Source organism: Spirillospora sp. NPDC052242 (genome assembly GCF_040679555.1).
GTDB lineage: Bacteria > Actinomycetota > Actinomycetes > Streptosporangiales > Streptosporangiaceae > Spirillospora.
Map to the genome: position 1 here is coordinate 1 of NZ_JBFAUZ010000092.1, position 11969 is coordinate 11969.

The window sequence follows — 11969 nt, forward strand, 5'->3', positions numbered from 1 at the left end:
GAATCCGTGCAGCGGGTTGGGCACCTCGTTGTCCGCGGCGTAGCGGGCGGTGCCGGTGACCTTCGCGCTCCCGTCCCGGCCGTACCGTGAAGGCATGAGAGGGCGCCGGGTCGCGTACGCGATCATGATGGGGACGTGCCTCACGCTGTTCGTCCTGGCGTGGGCCGTCGTGCGGCACTTCTCCGTGCCCGCCGCGATCGGGATGGCGGTCGCCGCGATGATCATTCCGCCGTTCGCCGCGGTCGTCGCGAACTGGAACGTCGACCGCGAAGGCGAGGACGTCCACGGCGAGCACGACCGGCACGAGGGTCCGCGCGACGACCGGCACGAGGGCCCGCCCGACGACCGGCGCGGCGGGACGGCGTGACCGAGCGGCTCACCGACGTCGCCTGGCTGCTGGACCTGGCGGGCGTGTTCGTCTTCGCGGTGTCGGGCGCCCTCACGGCCGTCCGGCAGAAGCTCGACGTCGTCGGCCTGGTGGTGCTCGCCGAGATCACCGGGCTCGGCGGCGGGATCGTCCGCGACCTGATGATCGGCGCGGTGCCGCCCGCCGCGTTCACCAGCCTGGGCTACGTGCTGGTGCCGCTGGCCGCGTCCGCGCTGGTGTTCTTCTGGCATCCGCAGGTGCAGCGGCTCATGCCCGGCATCATGCTGTTCGACGCCGCCGGCCTCGGGCTGTTCTGCACCACCGGCACCGTGAAGGCCCTCGCCTTCGGGCTCTCGCCGCTGCACGCGGTGCTGCTCGGGACGATCACCGCCGTCGGCGGCGGCGCCCTGCGCGACCTGCTGAGCGGGCAGATCCCCGCCGTGCTGTACGACCGGCAGCTGTACGCGCTGCCCGCGATGCTCGGCGCGGTCGCGGTGGCCGCGACGGACGCGGCGGGCCTGCACGGCGACGGCGTCACCGCGGGCGCCGCCGTCCTCGCGTTCGCGCTGCGGGTGCTGGCGATGCGGTACGGCTGGCGGGCGCCGCGGCCCCGGGGCGTCTCGGACTGATCCCCTCGCCGCTCCCCCGCGCCACGGAACGGCCGATCCGGGGTACCGTCGTGGTCATGGGGCGGATCACCGTGCGCAGGCCGGTACTGAGGCTGAGCACCGGCGGGACGCGCGGGCGCACGACCGTGCGCAGGCCCGACACGCTCGCCGTGGAGGAGCCGCTGGAGATCCGCGTCGCCGGCCGGCCGCTCACCGTCACGATGCGGACCCCCGGGCACGACTTCGACCTGGTCGCCGGGTTCCTCGCGGCGGAGGGGATCATCTCCGGCGCGGCCGACCTGGGGACGATGCGGTACTGCGCCGACACCGAGGAGCAGAACGTCCTCGACGTGGCGCTGGCGCCGGGCGTCCCCGAGCCGGACGCGTCGATGACGCGGGCGTTCACCACCACCAGCGCGTGCGGGGTCTGCGGGAAGGCGAGCATCGAGGCGCTGCGCGCCGACCGGCCACACGACGTCGCCGCGGACCCGGTGCGGCTCGCCGCCGCGACGCTCGCCGCGCTGCCGGATCGGCTGCGCGCGGCGCAGCGGGTGTTCGACCGGACGGGCGGACTGCACGCCGCCGGGCTGTTCGACGCCGAGGGCGGCCTGCTGGCCGTCCGGGAGGACGTCGGGCGGCACAACGCCGTCGACAAGGTGATCGGCTGGGCGCTGCGGCGCAAGGAGCTGCCGCTCGCCGGGCGGGTGCTGATGGTCAGCGGGCGCGCGTCGTTCGAGCTGACGCAGAAGGCGATGACCGCCGGGATCCCGGTGCTGGCCGCGGTGTCGGCGCCGTCCTCGCTCGCGGCCGACCTCGCCGAGGACGCCGGGATGACGCTCGTCGGGTTCCTGCGGGGCGAGACGATGAACGTCTACGCCGGCGCCGAACGCGTCACCGTCTGAGCCGTCCGACCGCCCGGCGGCGCGCCGGAGCGGCCGTCCGGAATCGGCCCCGTGACCTGGCCGCTTGTCACGCCCCGCGCAAAACCAAGCGGTAACTTGTTGGCCTGCTCCCAAGAAAGCGCGGGCGGGAACGAGTTGACTCGACCTCTCGCGCTGCGACGCGCGCACGCCCCGCGACGAAGAGGAGAGGGAATGACGAGGCCCCTGACGGACGGCGGAGCGGCGTCCGGGATCGACGAGCGTCATCCTCCGATCAAGCCTCGGCGCGTCACGTTCGACTGGTCGGAGACCCCGCTGCACTGGGTGCCGGGGGATCCCGTCGCCACCCACATCATCAACTCCTTCCACATCGTCCTGCCCGAAGGCGAGAAGTGGTTCATCCAGTGCGTCAAGGACGCGCGGCCGCACATCCGGGACGAGCGGCTGCTCGAGGAGATCAAGGGGTTCATCGGGCAGGAGATGGTGCACGCCCGCTCCCACCAGGGCGTCCTCGACCAGATCCTGGAGAAGAACGGCATCGACGTCTCCAGGATCACCGACGCGGCGGCGAAGGGGAACGCCGAGCGGCCGGCGCAGATGGCGGCGCTGAAGGAGAAGAACCCGCGGGCGTGGCGGCGGCGGCTGCGGTTCGAGCTCGCCGCGGTCGCCTCGATCGAGCACTACACCGCCGTGCTCGGCCAGTGGATCATGGACAACGAGCGGTTCGAGAAGTCCGGCGTCGATCCGACGATGCTGGACCTGCTGCGCTGGCACGGCGCCGAGGAGGTCGAGCACCGGTCGGTGGTGTTCGACGTCTACAAGGCCATGGGCGGCCGGTACCCGATGCGGGTCGCGGCGTGGGTGGTGTCGCTGTTCTTCCTGTACTGGGCGCTGATCGGCGGCTCGCTGTACCTGCTCAAGCAGGACCCGACGATCACCCGGAGGATCACGCCGCTGCGCGTGTACCGGGCCTACCGGCGCTCGGTGCGGCTCGGGCACGTCCCGGGGATCTTCCGGCTGCTGCTCGGCGAGGCCCCCGTCTACCTGCGGCCGGGCCACCACCCGTCCAAGGTCTGCTCGACGCCGCAGGCGCTCGACTACCTGATGCGCTCCCCCGCCGCCCGGGCCGCCGGCTACGACCCCTACTAGCGGACGCGCGTGGCGAGCGTCACGCGGGCCCCCCTTGACCCGGGGGTCCGCGCGCGCGCTTAATTAACATCGTGTCCAATAAAGTGGCGCTCGCCCGCGTCGACGACCCCGCGGAGCTCGAGCGATTCCGTGCCGTCCAGCGGCTGTCCTACGCGTGCGCCGAGGCGGTCGCCGCCACCCTCGAACCCGGGGTGACCGAGCGCGAGGCGTGCCGCCGCATGCGCCGGTGGCTCCGCGAGCGCGGCGTGGACGACTGGCTGCACACGCCGTTCGCCTGGTTCGGCGACCGGTCCGCCTTCACCGGGTTCCGCGTGCCCACGCAGTTCCTGCCGAGCGGCGCCCGGCTCGAAGAGGGCATGCCGTACGTTCTCGACATGGCTCCGGTGAAGGACGGCTACTGCGCCGACATCGGGTACGGCGGGGTCCTCGGGGAGAACCGCGTCTGGGAGCGGGTCGACGCCGACCTCGCCGAGTACCGGACGCTGATCCTGCGGCTCGTCCGCGAGCGGCGGACGTTCGCCGACGTCTACGCCGAGGTCGACGCGCTCATCGAGCGGCAGGGCCACCGCAACCGGCACCGCAAGTACCCGGGCCGGGTCATCGGCCACCAGGTCGGCGTCATCGGCGGGGTCCTGCCCAAGCGCGTCGGGTTCCCGTTCGGCGTCCGCTTCCTGCAGACGATGGGCCGCGAGCTCGTCACCGAGCGGGTCCGGGGCCGGTCGCCGCTCTGGAACGGGGGCGCGCGGTCCCGGCACGCCCCGACGCCGGGCCTGTGGGCCGTCGAGCCGCACATCGGGTTCCGCGGCGTCGGCGTGAAGTTCGAGGAGATCCTCGTCGTCACCGAGGACGACGCCTACTGGCTCGACGACGATCTCCCCCATGTGCGCCGGTGGGCGCGACGAGAGGCGGCATAGATGGAGGCTGTGAAGCGGCGGCGGGTGCGCGGGGACGGTGTCGACCTCGCCGTCCACGAGCAGGGCGACCCGGCGAACCCGACGGTGCTGCTCGTGCACGGCTACCCCGACACGCACGCCGTGTGGGACGAGGTGGCCGAGCGGCTCGCCGCGCGGTTCCACGTCGTCCGGTACGACGTGCGCGGCGCGGGCGCGTCGTCCCGGCCGTTCGGCGCGAAGCACTACGCCTTCGAGCACCTCATGGCCGACATGCGGGCGGTGCTGGACGCCGTCGCGCCCGGCCGCGCCGTCCACCTCGTCGGGCACGACTGGGGGTCGATCCAGGGGTGGGAGGCGGCCTGCACGATGCCGGACCGCTTCGCGTCCTTCACCTCGATCTCCGGGCCCTGCCTCGACCACGTCGGCCACTGGACGCGCCGCTCGCTCGGCCGCCCGACGCCGGGCGGGCTGCGGCGCGCGGCGGCGCAGGGGATGCGGTCCTGGTACATCTACTTCTTCCAGACCCCGCTGGTGCCCGAGGCGCTGTGGCGGGCCGGGTTCTCCCCGGTCTTCACCCGCGCGCTGGAGGCCGGCGAGGGGATCCCCGCCCGCGCGGGCCACCCGGCCCGGACGCTGCCGCGCGACGGCGCGGCCGGGGTCGGGCTGTACCGGGCGAACATGGCGGCGCGGCTGCGCCGGCCGCTGGACCGCCGCACCGACGTGCCGACGCAGGTGATCGTCCCGACCCGCGACCTGTTCGTGTCGCCGCACCTGGTGGGCGGGCTGGCCGAGCGGGTCCCGAACCTGTCGCTGCGGACCGTCCGGGCCGGGCACTGGGTGCCGCGCAGCCACCCGGACGCGGTCGCCCGCTGGATCGCCGAGCACGCCGCGGGCACGACGGGCGGGCCGCTGACCGCCGCCGAGGCGCGGTCGCTGCGGCGGGCCCGGGTCGCCGGAGACCGCCGCCCCTTCGACGGCTCGCTGGTCGTCGTCACGGGGGCGGGCGGCGGGATCGGGCGCGCCACCGCGCTGGCGTTCGCCGAGCGCGGCGCGGAGATCGTCGCCGCCGACCTGGACCTCGCGGCGGCGCGGCGCACCGCGGAGCTGGCCGGACGGGCCGGTCCGGCGGGGCACGCGGTGCGGGTGGACGTGGGCGACGCGCAGGCGATGGAGGACTTCGCCAAGGCCGTCCTGCACGACCACGGCGTCCCCGACGTCGTGGTCAACAACGCGGGGATCGGGATGGCCGGGCCGTTCCTCGACCACACCGCCGACGACTGGCGGCAGATCCTGGACGTGAACCTGTGGGGCGTCGTCCACGGGTCCCGGCTGTTCGCCGCGCAGATGATCGAGCGCGGGCAGGGCGGCCACCTCGTCAACGTCGCGTCGGCCGCCGCGTTCACGCCGTCCCGCACCCTGCCCGCGTACGCGACGAGCAAGGCGGCGGTGCTGATGCTGTCGGAGTGCCTGCGCGCGGAGCTGAAGGGCGCGGGCATCGGGGTCAGCGCGATCTGCCCCGGCATCGTCGACTCCGGGATCACCGGGCGGGCGCGGTTCGTCGGCCGCGACGAGGCCGGGCAGGCGGACGGGCGCGACCGCGCGACGCGCGCCTACGCGCTGCGCGGCTTCGCGCCCGAGGGCGTCGCGGAGCGGATCGTCGCGGCCGTCCGGGAGGACCGCGCCGTCGTCCCCGTCGCGGCCGAGGCGCACGCCGCCCGGCTGCTGTCCCGCGTGTCGCCCGGCGCGCTGCGCCTCCTCGCCCGCCTCGACCTGAGGTGACGCGCGGTCCCGCGGGCGCCCGCCCTAGGGTGGTCTGCGGGAGGCGATGAACATGCCGGACGCGGTCGTCGTCGGGGCGGGGCAGAACGGGCTCGTCGCGGCGAACGTGCTGGCCGACGCGGGCTGGGACGTGCTGGTGCTGGAGGCGCAGCCCGAGCCGGGCGGGGCGGTGCGCAGCGACCGGGGCGTCCATCCCGGCTACGTCAGCGACCTGTGCAGCGCGTTCTACCCGCTCGGCGTGGCGTCCCCGGCGATGCGCGCGCTCGGGCTCGAGCGGCACGGGCTGCGCTGGCGGCACGCCCCGGCCGTGCTGGCCCACCCGCTGCCGGACGGCCGCTGCGCCGTCCTGGAGCGGGACCCGGAGGCCACGGCCGCCGGGCTGGAGGCGCTCGGCGCGGGCGACGGGGAGGCGTGGCTGCGGCTGTACGGGCTGTGGGAGCGGATGGGCGAGGAGCTGCTGCGCGCCCTGTTCACCCCGTTCCCGCCGCTCCGTCCCGTTCCGGCGCTGGCCGCGGCCGCCCGCCGCGCGGGCGCCGGGGACGGGGGCGTCCTGGGCGTCCTGCGGACGCTGCTGTCGCCGGTGCGGACGCTCGGCGAGCGGGAGTTCGCGGGGCCGGGCGGGCCGCTGCTGCTGGCCGGGTCGACGCTGCACACCGACCTGTCGCCCGAGTCGACGGGCGGCGCGGCGTTCGGCTGGCTGCTCGCGATGGCGGGGCAGCGGTACGGCTGGCCGGTTCCGGAGGGCGGGGCCGGGGAGCTGACGGCCGCGCTGGTGCGGCGGCTGGAGGCGGCGGGCGGCCGGGTGCGTTGCGGCACGCCGGTGCGTTCGGTGATCGTCCGGGACGGGCGGGCGCTCGGCGTCCGCACCGCCGACGGGGAGCCGATCCGGGCCGCGAAGGCGGTCCTGGCGGACGTGTCGGCGCCCGCGCTGTACGGGGGCCTCGTCGGCTGGGAGCATCTCCCGGCGCGGCTGCGCGCGCAGATGCGGCGGTTCGACTGGGATCCCGCGACGTTCAAGGTCGACTGGGCGCTGACGGCGCCGATCCCGTGGACGTCGCCGGGCGCCGCGCGCGCCGGGACCGTCCACCTCGCGCCCGGCATGGACGCCCTCACCCGGTACGGCGCCGACCTCGCCACCGGGCGCGTCCCCGCCGAGCCGTTCGCGCTGCTCGGCCAGATGACGACCGCCGACCCCACCCGCTCCCCCGCCGGGACGGAGTCGGTGTGGGCGTACACGCACGTGCCGCACCGGGTGCGGGGCGACGCGGGCCCCGACGGCATCACCGGCGCGTGGGACGGGCGGGAGCGCGCCGCGTTCGCCGACCGGCTGGAGGGGATCGTCGAGCGGCTCGCGCCCGGCTTCCGGGACCGGATCGCCGCCCGCCGGATCGTCGCCCCGCCGGACTTCGCCGACCGCAACGCGAGCCTGCCGGGCGGGGCGCTGAACGGCGGGACGTCGCTGCCGCACCAGCAGCTCGTGTTCCGTCCCGTGCCGGGCCTCGGGCGCGCGGAGACGCCGGTCGCGGGCCTGTTCCTGGCGTCGGCGTCGGCGCACCCGGGCGGCGGCGTGCACGGCGGATGCGGGACGAACGCGGCCCGCGCGGCGCTCGCGCACGCGTCCCCCGCCGGACGGCTCGTCCTGACGCCCGCGCTGGAGGCGCTGCGCCGCGCCCTCACCGGCTGACGCGGGCCGCCGCCCCGCCGCCCGCGTGCGTCAGGTCGCGGCCTCCTCGGCCGACAGGGGTCGTGCGACGTCCTCCAGCGACCGCCGCGCCGCCTCCACGCCGATGAACGCCTCCACCAGGCCCGCCGCGATCATCAGCGCGGCGCCCAGGAAGTACCCGTTGGAGACCGCGCTCAGCTTCTCGGTCTCCACCAGCCGGCCGAACAGGGCGGGGCCGATCACGCCGCCGAGCCCGGTGCCGACCGCGTAGAACGCGGCGATGGCCATCGCCCGGGTCTCCATCGGGAAGATCTCGCTGACCGTCAGGTACGCCGACGACGCGCCCGCCGAGGCGAAGAAGAACACGACGCACCAGCACGCCGTCAGCGTCCACGCGTTCAGCATGTCGGCGCGGAACAGGAAACCGGTGCCGACGAGCAGGACCCCCGACACGATGTACGACAGGGACACCATCGTGCGGCGGCCGACCGTGTCGAACAGCTTCCCGAGCAGGAACGCGCCCAGGAAGTTCCCGAGGCCGATCGGGATCAGGTAGTAGCCGATGTCGACGTCCGGGACGTCGAAGAACGTGGACAGCACCAGCGCGTAGGTGAAGTACACGGCGTTGTAGAGGAACGCCTGCCCGACGAACAGCGACAGGCCGAGGACCGTCCGGCGCGGGTACCGGCGGACGGCCGTCGCGGCGATCTCCCGGAATCCGATCACGCGGCGCTGCCGGACGCGGATGCTCGTCTCCGGGCGCGCCAGCTCCGTGCCGGTCTCGTCGACGATGCGCCGCTCGATCCCGCCGACGACGTCCTCGGCCTCGTCCTCGCGGCCGTGGATGAACAGCCAGCGCGGGCTCTCCGGGACGTTGCGCCGGACGAACAGGACGCCGAGGCCGAGCACCGCGCCGAGCGCGAACAGCGCCCGCCAGCCGAGGTCCTCGGGGAACAGCGCGCCGCTCAGGATGGGGATCGACAGGGCGGCGGCGAACGTCGTGCCGAGCCAGAACGACCCGTTGATGAGGATGTCCACGCGGCCCCGGACGCGCGCCGGGATCAGCTCGTCGATGGCGGAGTTGATCGCCGCGTACTCGCCGCCGATGCCCGCCCCCGTGAAGAACCGGCAGAGGTAGAAGTACCAGGGGCTGAACGAGAACGCGGTCGCGACCGTCGCCACCAGGTAGACCACCAGCGTCAGGATGAACAGCTTCTTGCGCCCGAACCGGTCGGTGAGGTGCCCGAAGAACAGCGCGCCCGTGCACGCCCCGATCACGTAGATCGAGGCGGCCAGCCCGACCTGCCCCTCGGTGAGACCGAGGCCCCCGGACTCGCTGGTCAGCAGCGCCCCGACGACGCCCACCACCGTGACCTCCAGCCCGTCCAGGATCCAGACGGCGCCGAGCCCGATCAGGACGGTCCAGTGCCAGCGGGACCACGGAAGCCGGTCGAGCCTCGCCGGTATCTCGGTCTCGATGACCCTGCCGTCCGTCGTCATGGTCGTCTTGCTTCCCAGACGGTGATTTTTATGCGGAGGCACCCTCGGGGCCGTCCGGACGGCCCGCCGCGGGGTTCCCTTGCGCGCCGGATCGTGCGACCTTTGCGGGACCGGAAACCCCCTTGTCACCGGAGCGTGAGGCAATGCGTATTCGCGACATCCTGCGGAGGAAGGGCGACGCGGTGGTCACCGTGCCGCCCGGGAGCACCGTCCGGGAACTGCTGGCCGTCCTGGCCGAACACAACGTCGGTGCGGTGGTCGTGTCCGCCGACGGGACGACCATCGCGGGCATCGCGTCCGAACGGGACGTCGTCCGGCGGATGCACGAGCACGGCGCGGCCCTGCTGGACCGTCCCGTGTCCGAGATCATGACCGTCGAAGTCCGCAGCTGCGCCCCCGGCGACCTGGTGCAGGACCTGCGGCGGACCATGACCGAGCACCGGTTCCGGCACATGCCCGTGGTGGAGGACGGGCGCCTCGCCGGGATCGTCAGCATCGGCGACGTCGTCAAGAGCGCCATCGACGCGCTCGAGAGCGAACGCGAGCACCTCGTCGACTACATCCAGAACGTCCAGTGACCCGCTACACGTAGGCGGGCAGCGGCCGGGCGGCGGGCGCGCCCTCCACCCGCCGGTACGCGGCGGCGAGCCGGTCGACGGCCGTGCGCAGCGCGTCCGGCGGCAGCACGTAGGGCAGGCGGACGTAGTCCTCCAGGACGCCGTCGGCCGCGAACACCGGCCCCGGCACGACCCGGACGCCGAACCGGCCGGCGGTCTCGGCGAGCTGCGTCGCCACCGGCGCGCCCAGCCGCGCCCACAGCGACATGCCGCCCTCCGGCAGCCGGAACTCCCAGTCGGGCAGCCGCTCCCGCAGCGCCGCGGCGAGCGCGTCCCGGCTCTCCCGCAGGTGCGCGGCCCGCTCCGCCCGGACCGCCTCCACCCGCTCCAGCAGTTCCCGGACGATCAGCTGGTCCAGCACGGGGCTCGCCATGTCGAGCGGCTCGCGCGCCACGACCATGCGGCGCACGAGCGGCGCGGCCGCCCGGATCCAGCCGATCCGCAGCCCGCCCCACATCAGCTTGGACGCCGACCCGATCGTGATCACCCGGCCGCCGCCGTCGTACATCGCCAGCGGCGGCAGGCGCGGCGCGTCCGGGTCGTGCGCGAGGTCGGCGAAGATCTCGTCGGCGACGACGTACGCGTCGGCGGCCCGCGCGGCGGCCGTGAACGCGGCGCGGTCGGCGTCCGGCATGAGCAGGCCGGTCGGGTTGTGGAAGTCGGGGATCGTGTGCACCAGCCGGACGGCCGCCTGCCGCATCGTGGCCGCGGCCAGCTCGGAGTCCCAACCCCCGTTCATCCCGACCGGGACCAGCCGCGCGCCGGCCGCGCGCAGCGCCGTCAGCGCGTGCGGGTAGGTGGGCCGCTCGACCATCACCGGGTCCCCGGCGTTCACCAGCATCCGGACGAGGAGCATGAACGCCTGCTGCGCGCCGCTCGTGACGATGATCTCGTCCGGGCGGGTGGGGACGCCGCGGGCGGTGTAGCGGGCGGCGATCGCCTCGCGCAGGCAGGCGAGGCCAGCCGGTTCGTACCCGGGGCCGCGGCTGTGCCGGGGCAGCTCGGCGACGGCCGCCGCCACGGTTTCGTCGAAGACGGCGGGGGCGGCGGGCGCCGCGCAGCCCAGGTCGATGAACCCCGCGCCGTCCGGTCCCCCGTCGGCGAAGGCCGTGTCGAAGCCGGCGGCGCCGAACCCGCCGGGCGCCGGGCCGGCGGCCGCGTCGCCGGGGGCCGGTTCGGCGGGCACCGGGCGGCCCCGGCCCGCGCCGGCCCCGCCGGCGGCCGCCATCCGCACCGGCGGCAGCGCCGTCCAGCTCCCCGCGCCCTGCCGGCTCTCGATGTAGCCCTCCTCGCGGAGCCGGTCGTAGGCGGCCGTCACGGTGGTGCGGCTGACGCCGAGGGCGCCGGCCAGGTCGCGCTCCGCGGGCAGCCGCGTCCGCAGCGCCAGCCGCCCGTCCAGCACGAGACCGCGCACGCCCCGGGCCAGCGCCGCGTAGACCGGGCGCTCGCGCGGCACGTCGCCCAGCAGCCGGGCCAGCTGGTGCCCGCTCACATATCTGGTGCTCACACAGACCACTTTCGCACATTGGCTCTATAGTTGCCAGACCAATCGGGACGAGAGTGGCATGCGAACACCGGAGCGAAGGAGCGAGAACGACCAATGGCCTTGATGGCGCGCCGATTGGTGCAACTGTACGTCGGCCTGGCCCTGTACGGCCTCGGATTGGCCTTGCAGCTGTCGTCGAACCTGGGGAACGACCCGTGGGACGTGCTCCACGAGGGCCTGGCCATGCGGTTCGGCCTGACGATCGGCACCTGGATCCTGATCGCGGGCGCCCTGGTGATGCTGGCGTGGATCCCGCTGCGGCAGCGTCCCGGCATCGGCACGATCAGCAACGTGCTCCTCGTCGGCGCCTTCACGGACGCGTTCCTGTGGCTGCTGCCCGCCCCGGACTCGCTCGCGGTCCGTACGGCGTACCTCGTGACGGCCGTGCTGGTCGGCGGCTTCGCCACCGGCTGCTACATCGGCGCCGGGCTCGGCCCCGGCCCCCGCGACGGCCTGATGACCGGGATCGCCGCGCGCGGGCACTCGATCCGCGCCGTCCGTACCGGGATCGAGCTGACCGTCCTCGCGATCGGCTGGCTGCTGGGCGGGACGGTCGGCGTCGGCACCGTCCTGTACGCGCTCGCCATCGGGCCGCTCACCCACGTGTTCCTGCCCGTGCTCACGATCAAGGACCCGGCCCGCGACGCCACCGCCGCCCCGGCCGTCCCCGCCGACCTCCCGGCGACGGCCGCGGCGCACGCGCCCGCCGCACCTCCCGAACCCGCCGGCACGTCCAAGCCGGCCTGACGGCCCCCGCGGCATCCGCGCACCCCGGACCCGGCACATCCCCAGACCGGCGCATCCCCGGGACGGGGATGCGCCCGGGACGGGGCGTGCCCGGCTGCCGGGGGTGCCCAGGCCGGGCCGTCGCCCCGCTCTGGTCCTGCCCTCGGCCCGGGGCGGGGGGCCCGCCGGGCCGCGCCCCCGCCGCGGGGGAGCCGTAATAAACCGACGGCGCCGGAGCCC

General features: G+C 75.1%; 11 protein-coding genes. 9 read left to right on the forward strand and 2 right to left on the reverse strand.

The features are described 5' to 3' along the window. The first annotated feature begins 55 nt into the window (after window positions 1-55). The 7 genes from AB0L25_RS40300 (at window position 56) to AB0L25_RS40330 (ending at window position 7361) form a co-directional block, all read left to right on the forward strand. The gene (locus AB0L25_RS40300) at window positions 56-367 is read left to right on the forward strand and encodes a DUF3099 domain-containing protein (protein ID WP_500178853.1); all 312 of its coding nucleotides are present in this window, start codon (window positions 56-58) and stop codon (window positions 365-367) included. Further along, window positions 364-996: a trimeric intracellular cation channel family protein gene (locus AB0L25_RS40305; protein WP_500178854.1), complete on the forward strand. Its 633-nt coding sequence runs from the start codon at window positions 364-366 to the stop codon at window positions 994-996. Before AB0L25_RS40300 ends, AB0L25_RS40305 begins: the two co-directional genes overlap by 4 nt. Window positions 997-1052: 56 nt before the next feature. Then, window positions 1053-1877: a formate dehydrogenase accessory sulfurtransferase FdhD gene (fdhD, locus tag AB0L25_RS40310; protein WP_500178855.1), complete on the forward strand. Its 825-nt coding sequence runs from the start codon at window positions 1053-1055 to the stop codon at window positions 1875-1877. A gap of 192 nt (window positions 1878-2069) precedes the next feature. Next, window positions 2070-3005, forward strand: a complete 936-nt coding sequence (locus AB0L25_RS40315) for a metal-dependent hydrolase (RefSeq protein WP_500178856.1) — start codon at window positions 2070-2072, stop codon at window positions 3003-3005. 71 nt (window positions 3006-3076) lie between these two features. Beyond that, window positions 3077-3919, forward strand: coding sequence for a M24 family metallopeptidase (locus tag AB0L25_RS40320; protein ID WP_500178858.1), 843 nt, complete (start codon window positions 3077-3079; stop codon window positions 3917-3919). Next, window positions 3920-5677, forward strand: coding sequence for an SDR family oxidoreductase (locus tag AB0L25_RS40325; protein WP_500178860.1), 1758 nt, complete (start codon window positions 3920-3922; stop codon window positions 5675-5677). Window positions 5678-5723: 46 nt separating this feature from the next. Continuing rightward, on the forward strand, window positions 5724-7361 hold the full coding sequence (locus AB0L25_RS40330) for a phytoene desaturase family protein (protein ID WP_500178862.1): 1638 nt from the start codon (window positions 5724-5726) through the stop codon (window positions 7359-7361). 30 nt (window positions 7362-7391) lie between these two features. Here the strand turns inward: AB0L25_RS40330 and AB0L25_RS40335 are convergent, their stop codons facing one another. Then, entirely contained in the window at window positions 7392-8840 is a 1449-nt protein-coding gene (locus tag AB0L25_RS40335; protein ID WP_500178864.1) for an MFS transporter, read from the reverse strand. Between the two features lie 143 nt (window positions 8841-8983). Here AB0L25_RS40335 and AB0L25_RS40340 point away from each other — a divergent pair, with 143 nt between their 5' ends. Further along, a complete protein-coding gene (locus AB0L25_RS40340; RefSeq protein ID WP_500178865.1) occupies window positions 8984-9418 on the forward strand; it encodes a CBS domain-containing protein in 435 nt (144 codons plus the stop codon). 4 nt (window positions 9419-9422) lie between these two features. On the opposite strand, the gene yczR is transcribed toward AB0L25_RS40340, so the two are convergent. Beyond that, the gene (gene yczR, locus AB0L25_RS40345) at window positions 9423-10964 is read right to left on the reverse strand and encodes a MocR-like transcription factor YczR (protein ID WP_500178866.1); all 1542 of its coding nucleotides are present in this window, start codon (window positions 10962-10964) and stop codon (window positions 9423-9425) included. A 117-nt stretch (window positions 10965-11081) separates the two neighbouring features. On the opposite strand from yczR, the gene yczE reads away from it, so the two are divergent. Then, the gene (yczE, locus tag AB0L25_RS40350) at window positions 11082-11750 is read left to right on the forward strand and encodes a membrane protein YczE (RefSeq protein ID WP_500178868.1); all 669 of its coding nucleotides are present in this window, start codon (window positions 11082-11084) and stop codon (window positions 11748-11750) included. Window positions 11751-11969 lie beyond the last annotated feature (219 nt).